The organism is Streptomyces longisporus (assembly GCF_039532765.1).
GTDB lineage: Bacteria > Actinomycetota > Actinomycetes > Streptomycetales > Streptomycetaceae > Streptomyces > Streptomyces longisporus.
This window is the reverse complement of the sequence record NZ_BAAASG010000011.1, coordinates 265705-281986: the sequence shown is the minus strand read 5'-3', so window position 1 is coordinate 281986 and position 16282 is coordinate 265705. Positions and strand designations below refer to the sequence as shown.

General features: G+C 70.8%; 12 protein-coding genes. All 12 read right to left on the bottom strand.

Annotation, left to right across the window (positions count from 1 at the left end; genetic code table 11):
* Positions 1–86: 86 nt before the first annotated feature.
* On the bottom strand, positions 87–1346 hold the full coding sequence (locus tag ABD355_RS23695; RefSeq protein ID WP_344402583.1) for an FHA domain-containing protein: 1260 nt from the start codon (positions 1344–1346) through the stop codon (positions 87–89).
* Positions 1347–1417: 71 nt separating this feature from the next.
* Positions 1418–2764: a vWA domain-containing protein gene (locus ABD355_RS23690; protein WP_344402582.1), complete on the bottom strand. Its 1347-nt coding sequence runs from the start codon at positions 2762–2764 to the stop codon at positions 1418–1420.
* Positions 2765–2862: 98 nt separating this feature from the next.
* Positions 2863–4197 (bottom strand): PP2C family protein-serine/threonine phosphatase, encoded by a 1335-nt coding sequence (locus tag ABD355_RS23685; protein WP_344402580.1) that lies wholly within the window; start codon positions 4195–4197, stop codon positions 2863–2865.
* Positions 4198–4200: 3 nt separating this feature from the next.
* Positions 4201–6696: a serine/threonine-protein kinase gene (locus tag ABD355_RS23680; RefSeq protein ID WP_344402579.1), complete on the bottom strand. Its 2496-nt coding sequence runs from the start codon at positions 6694–6696 to the stop codon at positions 4201–4203.
* A gap of 25 nt (positions 6697–6721) precedes the next feature.
* Positions 6722–8053, bottom strand: coding sequence for a coiled-coil domain-containing protein (locus ABD355_RS23675; protein WP_344402578.1), 1332 nt, complete (start codon positions 8051–8053; stop codon positions 6722–6724).
* 76 nt (positions 8054–8129) lie between these two features.
* Positions 8130–9179, bottom strand: coding sequence for a glutamate ABC transporter substrate-binding protein (locus ABD355_RS23670; protein ID WP_344402577.1), 1050 nt, complete (start codon positions 9177–9179; stop codon positions 8130–8132).
* A gap of 14 nt (positions 9180–9193) precedes the next feature.
* Positions 9194–10648 carry a hypothetical protein gene (locus tag ABD355_RS23665; RefSeq protein ID WP_344402576.1) on the bottom strand — a complete coding sequence of 485 codons (1455 nt, stop codon included), beginning with the start codon at positions 10646–10648 and terminating at the stop codon, positions 9194–9196.
* A 166-nt stretch (positions 10649–10814) separates the two neighbouring features.
* Positions 10815–11786: an N-acetylglucosamine kinase gene (locus ABD355_RS23660; protein WP_344402575.1), complete on the bottom strand. Its 972-nt coding sequence runs from the start codon at positions 11784–11786 to the stop codon at positions 10815–10817.
* Positions 11777–13042, bottom strand: coding sequence for a 6-phospho-beta-glucosidase (locus tag ABD355_RS23655; protein ID WP_344402574.1), 1266 nt, complete (start codon positions 13040–13042; stop codon positions 11777–11779). Before ABD355_RS23655 ends, ABD355_RS23660 begins: the two co-directional genes overlap by 10 nt.
* A gap of 6 nt (positions 13043–13048) precedes the next feature.
* Positions 13049–13942 (bottom strand): carbohydrate ABC transporter permease, encoded by an 894-nt coding sequence (locus tag ABD355_RS23650; RefSeq protein WP_344402573.1) that lies wholly within the window; start codon positions 13940–13942, stop codon positions 13049–13051.
* A gap of 3 nt (positions 13943–13945) precedes the next feature.
* Positions 13946–14887 (bottom strand): carbohydrate ABC transporter permease, encoded by a 942-nt coding sequence (locus ABD355_RS23645; protein WP_344402572.1) that lies wholly within the window; start codon positions 14885–14887, stop codon positions 13946–13948.
* An 8-nt stretch (positions 14888–14895) separates the two neighbouring features.
* On the bottom strand, positions 14896–16233 hold the full coding sequence (locus ABD355_RS23640) for an ABC transporter substrate-binding protein (protein ID WP_344402570.1): 1338 nt from the start codon (positions 16231–16233) through the stop codon (positions 14896–14898).
* Between the last annotated feature and the right edge of the window lie 49 nt (positions 16234–16282).

Genomic DNA, 16282 nt, shown 5'->3' with positions numbered 1-16282 from the left:
AAGGGGCGCGGGGCTGCATCCATGTGCGGCTCCGCCGCGCGGGCGCGATCAACCACAACGGCGCCGCACCCTACAACGGCGCCCAGCTACCCGCGGCGAATAGTGATCGTCGTCCACGCACCCACGTGCACCCGATCCCCGTCCCGCAACGGCACCGGCACAAAGGGCTGAATCGGCTCGTCAGAGCCGTTGACCGTCGTGCCGTTCGTCGAGTTCTGGTCCACGACCGCCCAACTGCCGTCCGGCTGCTGCACCAGCACCGCATGCTGGTGCGAGACGCCCGGGTCCTCCGGCGGCACCGCCAGGTCGATGTCGGGGGTGTCGCCGGTGGAGTGCCGGCGGCGGCCGATGGTGATCTGGTTGCCGCTGAGGGTGCGCTGCTGCTCCGGCGAGTACGCGGGCAGGTTGAGGCCCGCGGCCTCGGGGCCTGAGCGCTGCATCATCGCCATGAAGTACTCGCGGTCGGGACCGATGGTCGCCGTCCAGGTCACCGGCCCGCCCTGCGTCTGCGGGAAGCCCTGGCCGGGCGGGGGTGCCTGGGCCGGGCCGGGCTGCGGATAGCCGTAGCCACCGCCCTGGGCCGGGCCACCGGGGGCACCGGGGCCGGGGCCGCCGGACGGCGGGGAGATCACCCAGTCGTCGTCACCGCCGCCGAAGGACGGACCGCCCTGCTGCGGCGGACGTCCCGTCTCCTGCGGGAAGCGGGGCGGCGCCGGCGGACCCGGCTGCTGGAACGCCTGCGGGGCGCCACCGGGGCCGCCGTGCGGTGTGGGACCGGGCGGCGGCGGGACCGGACGCGAGGGGTCGGGGCCGAAGCCGGACCGGTCGGCGAACGGGCTCGGCGGACCGGGAGGCTCGGTGCCGAAGGGGCTCGGCGGCGGGCCCGAGGGCTCGTTGCCGAACGGGCTCGGCGGGATCGGCTCCGCCGGGCGGTTCACCTGGGACGGGCGCGAGCCCTGGTACTCGTACGAGTCGCCGCCGCCGTACGACGGTCCGGGCTGCTGCTGGAAGGGGCCGCCGGGGCCGGGCGCCGGCCGGGGCGGGGCGGCGGGGGTGTACGAGGTCGCGGTGTTCGTCAGGAAGTTCCACCGGCACTCCTCGCAGAACGGCGCACCGCCCTCACGGGGGGTACGGCACTGCGGGCAGAGCTCCGGCTCGTGGTCCGGCACCGCGGACAGCGGACGGCCGCCGGGCTGAGGGCCCTGACCGGGCGGCGGGAAGCCGTAGCCGCCGCCGGGCGGGGGCGGCGGGGGAGGGGGCGGAGGCACGGCACCGGCCATGCGGTGACCGCAGACCTCGCACCAGTCGTCGGAACCCGACTGGTGTCCGTTCGGGCAGGTCGGCATGTCGGCGCTTCCCCCTTTCCTTCAGGGTCCTCTTCGGTCCTGTGATGTGTACGGCGACGTGACGTCCGGTGTCACTTCTTTACACGAACAGTCTTTGTCGACCGTGTCTCGAGAGTCATCTCGTCGGCCTCCTCGACCTTCGCCTTCAGTCGCACAGTACCTGTCGCGGCATCGACCACGTCCACCACCTTCGCAAGCAGTTTCGCAGTATCCGCGTTTCCGGAGGCGCTGGCGAGCTGAACGGCTCGGCCCAGTTTGGCCGTTGCTCCATCCATATCGCCCGCTTTGCGAAGATCAAGCCCTTGTTGGATGGCCTGTGCCAGTTCGGCCTGCCCGGTGTAGTGGGCGACCTGCGGGTTGATCGAGGTGGAAGCCGCCATGTCGTCGGTCCACACGGCCCTGACCAGGCCCTGGGCGCCCAGGTTCTGTGCGCTGCCGTCGGGCTGCGGGACCACCAGGGAGACCCGGGCGGCCAGCATCTCCTGGCCGAGGCCCGCGGCCGGGACCTCGACGCATACGTGGTAGTCACGGGACTCGTCGCCCCAGGAGCCGGTGGGGTAGTCCCCGGCGCGCGGGCCGGCCTCGGTGCGGCGGTCGGTCAACTCCTCGACCGTGGGGGCAACCTGCTTGACGAACTTGATGGCGGTACCGACCGGCGTCCACAGCCGCAGAGCGACGTCTGCGACCTCCTTGCCCATCGCCTTCTCCATCATCTGCGTGAAGTCGGCGGCGAGGGCGGCCGGGTCGGCGACGATGTCGGCGGTGCCGAGCAGCGCAGAGGCGATCCCTGTGACTTCTTTCACTTCCCAGTCGGTGCCCACGCCACGTGCGTCACAGGTGAACCGTCCGGCGCAGGACTCCAGGGCGGCCTTGAGGTCCTCGGGCGACTCGTGCTCGTTGCGGCCGTCGGTGAGCAGGATGCCGTGCCGGATGGCGACCTCCTCCGAGGAGAGCAGCCGGTCGGCGAGCTTCAGCCAGGTGCCGATGGCCGTGCCGCCGCCCGCGCTCAGCTTGCGCAGGGCCTCCTTGGCCTGGCCGCGGGTGGTGGCGTCGGCGACCGCGAGGCGCCCGCCGCCCGGGTAGACCTCCTTGGCGACGTGCGTGCCGCCGATCACCGCGAAGTGCACTCCGTCGCGCAGGGTGTCGATCGCGGCGGCCGTCGCGTCACGGGCGTTGCGCATCTTGGTCGGCGGGTAGTCCATCGACCCGGAGCAGTCGACCATGATCGCCACCCCGGCCGACGGGCCGCCCCCCGGTGCGTAGAGATGGGGCGCGGCGACCGCGCTGCCGACCGTGCCGCCGCCGGTGGCGGTGACCGTGACGATGGCGTTGACCTCGCGACCGCCCTCCGGCAGGTACTCGTTCTGGTACACGTCCATCGAGAACTGCGGCACGCTGGACTTCGAGAAATTGGCCATGCCTACTCAAATCCCCCTCGAAAACCCCGCGTTCGCGGGGCGACGACTGTATGCGGACCGGTCCCCTCCGGTCCGCCGAGGCACCCCCGTGTACGGCCTCAGGCCGATCCTGCCCCCTGAGGCACGGCCGGGAACGGCACGACGGCCACTGTTACGTTGTCGTGGCCCCCGCCGTCCAGGGCGTGACCGACCAGCACACGGGCGCTGTGCAGCGGACGTACGGCGGCATCCGGCGGCACGACCTCGGCCATCTCCTCGGCCGCTTCCGCGTAGTTCCACAGTCCGTCCGTGCACACCACCACTACACCCGGCCGGTCCGGCTTGAAGGAAGCGGTGTGCGGCTCCAGTTCGTAGGCGTCCGCGCCGAGCCAGCCGGTGATCGCGTGGGCGCGCTCGTCGGCGTACGCCTCAGCCTCGCTCATCAGGCCCGCGGAGACCATCTGCGCGGCCCACGAGTCGTCCTCGGTGAGCCGTGCCGGGGCCGAACTGCGGTCCACCGGCACCCAGTAGGCGCGGCTGTCGCCGACCCAGCCGACGACCAGCAGCCCGGACGTCACGATCGCGCCGACGATCGTGCAGGCCGGCGCGTTCTGGTGCGGGGAGTGCTCGCGGGCGGTGGCGGGTTCGTCGGCCAGGGCGTTGACCGCGTGCGAGGCGGCCACGATCGCGTCGTGCATGGCCTGCTGCGGGTGCGTGCCGCGCGGCAGGGCGGTGAGCAGCGCGTCGTTCGCGGCGCGGGCGGCGGCGAGCGAGGCGTCGTCGGGCCGGGTCGCCGAGGAGACGCCGTCGCAGACGATCGCCACGGACGCGGGGGCGCCGTCGGGCAGGGTGGCGGTGCCGATGCCGAACGCGTCCTCGTTGCGGTGGTGGCGCAGTCCGCGGTCGCTGACGGCGGCCACCGGGCCGGACTCCTGCTCCATGTGGTCGCGCTCCCGGGGCTGGGCGTGCCCGCAGTTCTCGCAGTAGCCGTCGTCGTCGACGCGGCCCGCACGGCAGGCCACGCACAGCTTGGCCTCCTCGGCGGGCGCGGCGAGCGAGGCCACGCGCGGGTCCGGGGCCTGCAGCGGGTACTCGTCGGGCACCGGCGGCCGGTCGAAGCGCACTCCGGAGGCCGGGGAGACCGGCGATCCCGTGGGCTGCTCCGGCGGCAGCGGGGAGCCGCCCGAGTCCGTCCCGTGCAGGTCCGTCGGCAGATGGGTCGCCGCCGGGGTGTCCGAGCCGCCCGGAGTGGCGGCGACGGGCCAGGCCGCACCGCCGCCTTCGCCCGGCTGCACCTCCGAGCCGTTCAGGGCGATCGTCGGATGGTCGTCCGGCCGTGCGGGCACGACGGACAGGTCGTATCCGCACGCACCGCAGAAACGGTCACCCGACTCGAGCGGCCACTCGCAGCTCGGGCAGTTCGACAGGGCGGCCTGCTGGGGCATCTGCGACATCAACTACACCCACGTCCGGGGGCGGTAACGGTTGGCACGTTCCACCAGGTCGATCCTCTCCTCGCCGCCTCGCGCCAGCCGGGCCAGCGTGCGGTACGAACGCTCCAGGCCGAAGCGGAGTCCCCGCTCGTCCAGGTCGCTGCCGAGCAGCACGCGCTGCGCGGCGGGAGCAACCACCTGGCCACCGGAGAGTATCCAGTCCAGCGCGCAGCCGAGGACTTCGGCGGACAACTGCTCCCGGCGCGCCGGATCCAGACCGTACGCGTCCAGCGCCTCGACCTGCCCGGCGGCGGCTTTGAGGTCCTCGAGGAACGGTACGTCGGAAGCGGCCGCCGTGCGCCCGCGCAGCCGCGCCCGTACGGCCGCCACCCGCGCGGCCGTGTAGTGGATCGAGGACTCCGGCACCGACTCCAGCGTCCGTACGGCACTGCGCCGGTCCCCGGTCGCGAGCTGCACGCGGGCCAGGCCGAACGCGGCGCTCACATAGCTGGGGTCGGTCGTCCAGACCAGCCGGTAGTACTCGGCGGCGTTGTCCAGCTGGCCCAGCAGCTCCGCACACAGCCCGAGCGCTAGCTTCGGCGCGGTTTCGCCGGGGAACGCGTCGTAGATCGCGTCGAAGGCGAGCGCGGCGCCCTCCTCGTCGCCGGTCACCAGCGCGGCCACGCCCCGGTACCAGACGACCCGCCAGTCGTCGGGCCGCTCGGTCTCCAGCGTCTGCAGGGCGTTGAGTGCGGTGGCCGAGTCGCCGTTCTCCAGCCAGGCGCGGATCTGCCTCAGCCGGGTCTCGACCGAGGCCGCAGGAGCCGCGGCGAGCGCCCCGAGCAGCTCGGCCGGCGCGGTCGTCATCAGGCCCGCCAGGAAACCCGCGTTCGGGTCGGAGGGGTCGACGCGGGGGACGGGCAGGGCGAGGGCCGCGGTGGGGGAGTTGACATGCTTGACCAGGGCCGCCGTGCCGTTCGCGGACGCGGGGAGCTGCGGCTGCTGCCCCTTCCGCGGCTGCACCGCCCGCGCCCCGAGCCGTGAGACGTCGCCCTCCAGCTTCGGGAACAACTCCGTGTCGGTGACCTTAAGTTCGGGTCCGAACAGCGTCGACAGCGCGGGCCGCGCCCGCCCCGTCTGCAGCGACACCACCTCGCGCAGCACGCCCGTCAGCTGCTCCGCCATCTCCTGCGCGGAGGCGAATCTGCGGGCGGGGTCGGGGTCGGTGGCGCGGACCAGGAGTCGGTAGAAGGACTCGTACTCGCGGAAGACCTCGATGTTGTCGGGGTCGGGCAGGGAGTCCACGAAGACGTTCGTGTAGCCCTGGAAGTCGAAGGACAGGACGGCCAGCGTGCGCGCCACCGTGTACAGGTCGCTCGCCACCGACGGGCCGACGTCGGCGACCTCCGGCGCCTGGTAGCCCACCGTGCCGTAGATGGCCGACTCCTCGTCGTCCATCCTGCGCACCGCGCCCATGTCGATCAGCTTGAGCTGGTCCTCGGTCTGGATCGCGTTGTCGACCTTGAAGTCGCAGTACAGCAGGTTGCGGCTGTGCAGATGGCCGAGCGCTTCGAGCGCCTCGATGCCGTACGCGCACGCCTGCTCCACCGGCAGCGGATCCCGCCTGCCGTCCGGGGTGCGGCGGCCGTTGGCGATCTCCTTCAGGGACTTGCCGCCGACGTACTCCATGACGATGTAGCCGTCGAGCGAACCGGTGCGCTGGTCGAGGTGCTCCACGAAGTTGTAGATCCGCACGATGTTGGAGTGCTCGATCTCGGCCAGGAAGCGCCGCTCGGAGATCGCCGCCGCCATCGCGTCCTGGTCGCCGGTGTCCAGCAGGCCTTTGAGGACCACCCAGCGGTCGGAGACCGCCTTGTCCACGGCGAGGTAGACCCAGCCGAGGCCGCCGTGCGCCAGACAGCCCACGACCTCGTACTGGCCGTGCACCACATCGCCGGCCTTCAGCTTCGGTACGAAGGAGTACGGGTTGCCGCACTTGGTGCAGAAGCCCTCGGTGCGGCCCGCGCGGTCACCGCGCGAGCGGCCCACCGGCGCCCCGCAGTCCGAGCGCGAGCAGAACCGCTTGCGCTCGGGCACCTCCGGATTCTCCAGCACCATCGCACGCGGATCGGGCCGCGGCACGTCCGGCACCTGCACCAGGCCCACGCCCAGCCGGCCGCGGGATCCGGTGCCGGTGCCGGAACCGGAGCTGCGCACCGACACCGAACGGCCCGTGGACTTCCCCGACAAGGAGCGCGAGAGCCGCCCCGACACCGAGCGCCGCGATTTCGACGACTGCGAGGAGGTACGCGAGCTGCCCCGGCCGCCGGCCCGCGAACTGCCGCTGTCCTGCGAGCCCTTGCCGCCGCCGGTGATGCCGGTGGCCGGCGAGTTCACCATGCCCTTCGCCGACACGACCGGCGCGAGACCGCAGGTGTCGCAGTACAGCTCGCCGCCGCCCACGTCCTCGTACGTGCCCTCGCAGTCCGGTCGTTGGCAGGTCTGCTGTGCCTCACTCATGACGACGCGTACCCCCCTTTGTCGCTCATGCTCCGGGCTCCCTGCGGTCCTGCGGGCCGCCCTGCGGCGGCACGCGCGGGGCGCCCAGCACTTCGGCGGCCGCCTGCTGGTAGCGCAGCACGGCCTGTTCGGCGACGCGCAGATCGCAGGGTGCGCTCCACAGCATGCGGCGCGCCGCGTCGTACCGCTCGATCAGGAACGGGTCCTCGGCGTATCCGAGCCGGGCCACCTTCGCCTTGTACGCGTCGAGACGGCCGCGCAGTTCGGCGCGGACCGCCAAGGGCGCGGTGACCGCGGTCAACGACTCGCGGGCGCGCAGCAGTTCGTCCTCCGCCTTCTGCTCCAGGGACTCCAGGAGCGGGGACAGACGGTGCCACTGGGCGTGTCTGCGGTACTCGGCGGCCGTCGCCAGCTGCTCCTGCAGCACGGTCGGCGGACCGCTGACGACCGGCACCTCCGTGGCGGCGATCTTCGCGAGGACCTCCCCGCGCGCGTTGCGTGCCTCCGCGAGCGTGCGGTCCGCCCGGCTGAGCACGTCCCGCAGCTTCACCAGCCGCTGCTCCGCGTCCTGCCGGACGGTGAGCACGGCGTCGATCTCCCGGCGCACCTCCTCCAGGGCGCGCGCCTCCCGGTCGTACACCGTGGTGTCCGGCCGGCCGCCGCCCGGCGCCGAACTCCCCTGAGCGGGGATCCAGTACGCGAGCGGGTCGGAGATCACCTGCTCGCGCAGGGTGGTCAGGGTGCGGGTGATGCGCTCCAGGTCGTCACCGGAAGGGTGCTCGCCGGGGCGCACCCCGACGGAGTGGGCGAGCGTTCGGGTGCGCTGGAGCTCCGCGGCCAGTAAATCGATCCGGGCGGGCAGCGCCGACCAGACCGCGTCGGCCGCGACCACCATGTCCAGGCTCGACGCGTACAGCTCGTTCATCAGGTCGACCAGGGCGGCCAGGGAGTACTGCCGGCTGAGCTTGCCCGGGGCGGACAGCAGCGTCGGCGCGTTCGCCGTGGCCATCGCCGAGCCCGCGACCGTGACGGACTCGCCGCGCAGCAGCTCCGTCAGCTCCACCAGGTCCTCGCGGCTGGACCAGCGGCGCCGCGAGCGGATCTCCCGGGCGGAGCGCAACGCGTCCGTGTACGCGTCGAAGTAGGCCCACAGCAGCGTGATCGACGCCTCCGCGGCGGCCCACCGCTCCTTGGTGATGCCCGTCAGCTCGGCGCCCTCGAGGAGTCTGCGGCCCGCGTGGTCCTGGAGGGCGAGGAGCGAGGTCTCGATCGCCTCGTGCTCCGCGCCGAGCCGCGCCAGCGCACGGTCCACCTCGTCCCGGTCCATCACCGGCCCGGCGGGGTCCGTGACGCCCATCGATCACCTCTCGCTGCTGTCGTGTTCCGTCGTGGTTCCGTCGTGTGCTGCCGTACGTCGGTCAGTCGATGATCGGTCACTTGTAGTGGGCTTCGGGAGGGGTCGCCGACGCCGACTTCTCGCCGCCCTGATCCATGGTCGGATGCAGCCACTTCCCGTACGAGGCCGCCCAGTCGCCGTCCTTGATGTAGTTCTGCAGGGTCCGGTTGACCTGGCGTATCAGATCCTGGGAGCCCAGCTTCATCGCCACGCCGTAGTACTCGTCGGTGAACAGGCCCCCCTTCAGCTGCACCGTCGGGTCCTGTGCGGCCTGGCTCGCGGCGAGCGCGCCGTCCGTGACCACCGCGTCGACCTCGCCGAGCTGCAACTTCACCAGGCAGTCGAGCTGGTTGGGGACCACCGTCCCGATGTCCGCGCCGGTGGGCAGGGTGCCCTTCGCCTTGTCGCCCTGCAGTCGCTCCAGGGCGGTCGAACTGTCCGCCGAGCAGATCCTCTTGTGGGCGAGGGTGTTGTTGTATCCCGTGATCGCCGAGGTCCGCGGGGCGAGGACCTGCTGTCCGGTCCTGAAGTAGGGCGCTGAGAACGCGACTTGCTTGATCCGGTCGCAGTTGATCGTCATGGTGCGCACCACCATGTCGACCTCGTCGTCCTGAATCGCCTTGATCCGGCGGCTGGTCGGGATGGCCTTGAAGGAGACCGCGTCCGGGTCGCCCAGGATGTCCTTGGCGATCTGGTGGACGAGGTCGATGTCGAAGCCCTCCGGCGCGCCGGAGGTGTTGTTCGGGTTGAGATAGCCCCAGCGGTAGCTGTTGGTGTCGATGCCGACGATCAGACGGCGGTCCTTGCGGGCCTTGATCCGGTCGATGACCGGTGTGCTGCCGTCACCGCCCGACGGCGACAGGCTGCCGTCCTGCGGGTTGTCGCACGTGGTCGCCGCCCTGGCCTGCAGGCCCTGGGCGACCCCCGGGCCGCCGCTGCCCGCGGCGTCGTCCGTGCCGCTCGACTGGGTCAGGGGCAAAAGCAGCGCGAACGCCAGCGCCAGGGCGCACAGGGCGGCCATCGCGCCGACCCCGCCCCAGCCCCTCAGGCCGGTCCGCAGACGTTGTGCCAGACGCCGTGCATCCATCGTCACGCCCCCTCTCACCGGTACTCCGACAGCCTGCGCCCGATGCCGACGACCGCGCCGGCCGCACCCAGCACCGCGAGGACCGCGGCCCCGTACGGCAGGCCCGTCAGCGCGTCCCGGCCGTCGCCCGCGGCCTGCTTGAACTCGGCCTGCTCATGGGCGAGTGCCGTCTCCAGAGCGAGGTCCACATTGTCGAAGCACACGCTCGTCGGGTCCTTGCCCACGCCGATGACCTTGTCCCGGGCCTGCTGGTACTCGCCCTTGTCGTTCAGGCCCTGCGCGACCCCGTGCCGCTCCTTCCACGCCTTCATGTAGCCGTTCGCGTCCTGTACGGGCTTGCGGCCCGCCGAGTCGTCCGCGAGTCCGTCGGCCTTGGTCAGTGACGCCGCCAGCTCGCCGATCTGCTCGTCGTACCCCGCGGCGTAGGCGTCCACCGGGTTGCCGCCCACGACCTTGGTGTCCGCGCCGCGGCGGATCAGGCTGAGGTTCTCGTCGCTGCGGGCCGTCAGGGAGGCGATACGGGCGTCGTGCAGCACGTTCAGCGAACGGACGCCGTGGTTGTACGAGGCGTTCAGCCCAGAGCGGGCGACCGTGTGGCCGACGACCAGCCACAGCAGCACCACCACGGACGCGGCGGAGGCGGTGACCAGACCGTGGTTCAACACCCGGTTGGTGCGCAGGTAGTTGCGGCGCTGCGCCCAGGCCAGCCCGCCGAGGGCGAGCAGACCGAGGCCGATCGCCGCCCACGGGAACGACTTCGCGTCCGCGTAGTCGGAGCTCAGCCGCTGGTTCTCCTTCTGGTACAGGGCCTCGGCCTTCGGCAGCATCTGCTGCTGCATCTGCTCGTTCGCCGCCCGCAGATAGGCGCTGCCGACCGGGTAGCCCTGCCGGTTGTTGGCCCGGGCCGTCTCGACCAGGCCCTTGTACTGGGGCAGCAGCTTGTTGAGCTCGGCGATGGTCTTCGCCGAATCGGATCCCGGATCCGAGCTGGAGGCGGCCGTGACCAGCTTCTCCGCGGCCGTCCGGATGCCGTCCTCGTACCGCTGCCGCGTCTCGGGCTTCTCCTGCGGGCCCGCGAGATAGCCGCTGGCCGCCGCCGTGTTGGCGTCGGCGAGCGAGCGGTAGATGTCGGCCGCGTCGGAGCTGAGCGGCTGGCTGCGGGTGAGCACGTCCTCTGCGGCCGTCGACCGGGCCGTCATCTGCCAGGCGGCGACCGCACCGAACGCGACGACGAGCAGGGCGAGCAGCGCACCGATGATGCGCAGCCGCCCGGGCTCCGTGGTCGCGGCCTCGCGCAGCCGGTCGACGCCCTCCGCGAAGGCCGTACGACGTGCGGAGACGGCGTCGGGAACGGCTGCCGGGCCCGTCGGGGTGGGGGGAACGGGCCGGCCCGGCTGAGGCGGTACGGACGGCATCGTGGGCACGGCGGTGCCCGGTCTTGCCGCACTGCTCTTCGGCGGGTGTGTCACTTTTGACCTCCCCCATGGTCATCCGTCACAGCAAGTATCGCCGCCAGGACTGACATCCGCACGGGGTGCCCGCCGGCGGCTTGCAGGATCCCGCACGACCCCTGCCCAGGAACACGTTTGGGGAATCAGTTCGGTTCCGTCCTGGGGGCTGCCCTCGGTGGGACGTTCAGGGCTCGAAGTACGCCCGCACCCGCTCGTGCACCTCCGTCTCCGCGCCCACCCTGTCCAGGCCCAGCAGCGCTGCCCCCAGCACCGGGCTCGCCGTCACCACCCGGGGCACCGCCTTCGGGGCGCGGACCGTGAGCAAGTCGCGTACGCCGTCGGCCAGTTGGGGGTGCTGGGCGGCAAGCACGCCGCCGCCCAGGAGAACGGGGGTCTCCTCCTCCAGGAGGTCGAGGCGGGTCAGGGCCACCGTGGCCATGGTCACCACCTCGTCGGCCAGGCGGTCCACGATCGCGCGGGCGACCGGGTCGCCGCCCGCCGCCGTGGCGAAGAGGACCGGGGTCAGTTCATGGCGGCGGGCCGTCGGTACCTGCTCCCGGTGGAGGGCCTCGATGAGGGCGAGCATGGTGTCGTGTCCGAAGTGGGCCGGGAGGGTGCGCGCGAGGGCGGTGGGCTCGCCGCGGCCGTCCTCCGCCCGTGCCGCGTGCCACAGGGCCTCCTCGGCGAGGCCCCAGCCGCCGCCCCAGTCGCCGGAGATGCGGCCGAGCGCGGGGAAGCGGGCGGTGCGGCCGTCGGGGCGCATGCCGACGCAGTTGATGCCGGCGCCGCAGACGACGGCGACCCCCCGGGGCTCGGTGACGCCCGCGCGCAGGATGGCGAAGGTGTCGTTGCGGACCTCCACGCCCACGCCCCACGCGCGCGCGTGCAGCGCGGCCGCCAGCTGCTCCTCCTCGAAGGGGAAGTCGGCGTTGGCGAGACAGGCGGAGACATGGTCCACCGAGCTCACCGAGGCCGCGGCGAAGGCCCGTTCCACCGCCTCGGCGACCTTGTCGACAGCCGCCTCCACGCCCACCACGGGCGGCCGGAACCCGCCGCCGCGGGCCGTGGCGAGGACGGTTCCGTCCGCCGCCACGACCGCGACGTCGGTCTTGCTGTTGCCCGCGTCGACGGCGAGGACACGTGCGGTCATGCCCACGCGAGATGCTCCCGGTTGTGTGCGATCAGTCGGTCGGTGAGGGCTTCCGCGTACTCGTACTGGCCGATGAGGGGGTGGGCGAGGAGGGCCTTGAACACCCGGTCGCGGCCGCCGCGCAGCGCCGCCTCCAGGGCCAGGTCCTCGTACGCCGTCACGTTCGCCATCAGGCCCGCGTACAGCGGGTCGACGGGCGGTACCGGCAGCGGGAGCGGCCCCTTCGGGCCCACCGCCGCCTGCACCTCGATCACGGCGTCGTCCGGCAGGAACGGCAGCGTCCCCCGGTTGAGGGTGTTCACCACCTGGTACGGGCTGCCGGCCGAGCCCAGCAGGGCGGCCGCCAGGTCCACCGCCGCCTCCGAGTAGTAGGCGCCGCCGCGCTTGGCGAGCAGTTCCGGCTTCTCGTCGAGGGCCGGATCGCCGTACATCTTGAGCAGGTTCCGTTCCATCTCGGCGACTTCGGCGGCACGGGAGGGCTTGGTGCGCAGTTCGCGTACCACCTCGTCGTGTGCGTAGAAGTAGCGCAGGTAGTACGACGGGACGACGCCCAGGCGGTCGAGCAGGACCCGCGGCAGCCGCAGGTCCGCGGCGATCGCGTCGCCGTGTTCGGCGAGCAGCTTGGGCAGGACGTTCTCGCCCTCGGGGCCGCCCAGGCGTACCCCGGTCTCCCAGGTGAGGTGGTTGAGGCCCACGTGGTCGAGGTGGACGTCGGCCGGTGCGACTCCGAGCCGCTCCGCGAACTTCCGCTGGAAGCCGATCGCCACGTTGCACAGGCCGACCGCCTTGTGGCCCGCCTGCAGCAACGCGCGCGTGACGATGCCGACCGGGTTGGTGAAGTCGACGATCCAGGCGCCCGGGTTGGTGCGGCGGACGCGTTCCGCGATGTCGAGGACCACGGGGACCGTGCGCAGCGCCTTGGCCAGGCCGCCCGCGCCGGTGGTCTCCTGGCCGACGCAGCCGCACTCCAGCGGCCAGGTCTCGTCCTGCTCGCGGGCCGCCTGCCCGCCCACGCGCAGTTGCAGCAGCACGGCGTCGGCCCCGTCCACGCCGGCGTCCAGGTCGTCGGTCGTCACGATCCGGCCGTCGTGGCCCTGTTTGGCGAAGATCCGGCGGGCCAGCCCGCCCACCAGCTCCAGGCGTTCGGGCGCCGGGTCGACGAGGACCAGTTCCTCGACGGGCAGGGTGTCGCGCAGCCGGGCGAAGCCGTCGATGAGTTCGGGGGTGTAGGTCGAGCCTCCGCCGACCACGGTGAGTTTCATGAACGGTTAACCCTTCACTCCGGTCAGCGTGACGCCCTCTACGAACGCCTTCTGGGCGAAGAAGAACACGAGGATCACGGGGGCCATGACCAGCACGGTCGCGGCCATGGTGAGGTTCCAGTCGGTGTGGTGCGCGCCCTTGAAGGACTCCAGGCCGTAACTGAGGGTCCAGGCGGCCGGGTTCTCCGAGGCGTAGATCTGGGGGCCGAAGTAGTCGTTCCAGGCGTTGAAGAACTGGAAGAGGGCCACCGCGGCGATGCCGGGCTTCGCCATCGGGAGGACGACTCTCAGCAGGGTGCGCAGGTCTCCGCAGCCGTCCACCTTCGCCGCGTCCAAATACTCGTTGGGGATCGTCATCAGGAATTGGCGGAGGAGGAAGATCGAGAACGCGTCCCCGAATGCGAGCGGGATGATCAGCGGCCACAGGGTGCCGGACAGATCCAGCTGCTTTGCCCAGAACAGGTACATCGGGATGACCACCACCTGGGGCGGCAGCATCATCATCGAGATCACCAGCATCAGGGAGAGGTTGCGGCCCCGGAAGCGGAACTTGGCCAGTGCATACGCCACGGGGATCGAGGACAGGACCACGAGGACCGTGCCCGCGCCGGCGTAGATCAGGGTGTTCTTCCACCAGGTCAGAAAGCCCGGGGTGTCGAAGACCTTGCGGTAGTTGGCCCACTCCCAGGTGTGCGGGATCAGGTCCCGGCTGAGGGCCTGGTCGTCGCTCATGAGGGAGGTCAGGAAGACGAAGACGAAGGGGAGGGTGAAGAACAGGGCCGCGGCGATGCCGAGGGAGTGGATGGCTATCCATTCCAGGAGTGCCTTGCGGCGGGCCGTGCGTTCGGCGGGGGAGGCCGGGGTCTTCAACTCCACCGGCCGGTCCAGTACTTGGGTCATCTGTCAGTCACCTGCCTGGATGAGTCCGCCGCGGCGCCGCATCAGGAACGCGGTGAAGGCCATGGAGAGGGCGAACAGGACGAGGGCGACCACACAGGCCGAGCCGTAGTCGAAGCGCTGGAAGCCCAGGTTGTAGACGAGTTGGGGAAGGGTGAGCGTCGACTTCTCGGGGTAGCCGGGCTCGAACATGGTGCCCGCGCCCTGGATCACGCCCGAGGCGACCTTTCCGGCGACCAGCGGCTGGGTGTAGCACTGCATCGCCGCGATCACCCCGGTGACCACCGCGAACATGATGATCGGCGAGATGTTGGGGATCGTCACGAACCGGAACCGCTGCCACGCCGAGGCCCCGTCCAGTTCGGCGGCCTCGTACTGCTCCTTCGGCACGTCGAGCAGCGCGGCCATGAAGATGACCATCAGGTCGCCCACGCCCCACAGGAAGAGGAGAGTGAGGGCCGGCTTGGACCAGTTCGGGTCGTTGAACCAGCCCGGGGCCGGGATGCCGATCTTCTCCAGGATCGAGTTGACCGGGCCGGTACCGGGGTTGAGGAGGAAGGCGAAGGCCATGGTGGCCGCCACTGGCGGGGCCAGGTAGGGCAGGTAGAACAGGGTGCGGAAGACACCCGTACCGGTCTTGATCTTCGTGATGAGGAGACCGATGCCCAGTCCGAAGAGGACTCGCAGGGTCACCGTGACCACCACCAGCCACAGGGTGTTGCGCAGGGCCGGCCAGAAGTAGGGGTAGTGCTCGAAGACGTACGTCCAGTTCTTCGTTCCGCTCCACGTCGGCGGTTTGAAGCCGTCGTAGTGCATGAAGGAGAAATAGACCGTCGAGATCAGCGGATACGCGAAGAAGACCGCGAAGCCGATCAACCAGGGCGACATGAAGGCGAGAGTACGAAGCGCCGACCTGCGGCGCTTCGACGCCAGGGTGATGGTGCTCATCGTGGGAACTACTTCGCCTGCGCGATGTCCGTGTCGATCTGCGCGGCCGTCTTCTTCAGGCCCGCCTTGAGGTCGGTGACCTTTCCGCTCTCGTAGTCGTAACCGAAGTTCTGGATCGTCGTGAGATACACGCCGCCGTTGACGGAGGCCGGGGAGGTGGTCGAGTCCGGGTTCGCGGCGATGTCCAGGAACGTCTTGAAGCGCGGGTCGTACTTCAGCTTCGGGGACTTCAGGGCGGCCAGCGTCGAGGGCACGTTGTGGATGGCGTTGGAGAAGTCCACCACCGCGTCCGTGTCCGTGGTCATGTACTTCACCAGTTCCCAGGCCGCGTTCTGCTTGTGGCTGGCGGCGGAGATGCCGGTGATCGTGCCGGTGATGTAGCCCTTTCCGTACTGGCTCACCTGGTCGTCGGGGACGGGCAGCGGGGCCACGCCGATGTCGAACTTCGGCTTGGCGTCCAGAGCCATTCCCAGACGCCATTCGCCGTCCAGCTGCATGGCCACCTGACCGGTGTGGAAGGGGTGCTTGGGGCCCCATTCGTCGCCGAGCTTGGAGCGGTAGGTCTCCAGCTTCTTGAAGCCGCCGAGCTCGTCGACGAGCTTCTTCTGGAGTTTGAATCCGGCCTCGAAGGCGGGGTCCGTGGCGAGCTGCGACTTGCCGGCCTTGTCGAAGTACGTCGGCGAGAACTGGCCGAAGTAGTGCTCGGTCGTGGTCTCCCAGCCGTGGTAGTCCGGCATGAATCCGAGCTGCTTGTAGCTGTCGCCGTCCGGGATGGTCAGTTTCCTGGCGTCGGTCTCGAATTCGGACCAGGTCTTCGGCGGGGCCTTGATACCCGCCTTCGCGAAGGCCGTCTTGTTGTAGTAGAGCCCGTAGGCGTCACCCAGCAGCGGTGCCGCGCAGCGGTTGCCGTCGAACTGGGTGTACTCGTTCATCGCCTTCGGGAACGTCGTCTGCGGGTCGATGCCCGCCTTCTTGAAGAAGGGGTTGAGGTCGACCAGCGCACCCGACGAGCAGAACTTTCCGACGTTGTTGGTGGTGAAGGAGGAGATGACGTCCGGGGCCTTGTCGCCGCCGGTGCGCAGCGCCTGGTTGATCTTGTCGTCGGTCATGTTGGCGACGACGTTCACATGGATGTTGGGGTGTGCCTTCTCGAAGCCGGTGATCAGGGAGTTGACGGCCTTCACTTCATTGGGCGCGCTCCAGGCGTGCCAGAAGTTGATGGTGGTGTCCTTCGAGGCGTCGTCGTCGGCGCTGGAGGAGGACTGGCCGGTACAGGCGGTGGCGAGCAGGGCGAGGGAGGCGGAGGCGGCGAGGGCGAGGGCCGCTTTCCGGGATATTCCGGGCATGGCAGGGTCTCCCAGGGACAGGGCAGGGGATGGTGAGGGAAGGCGGGGG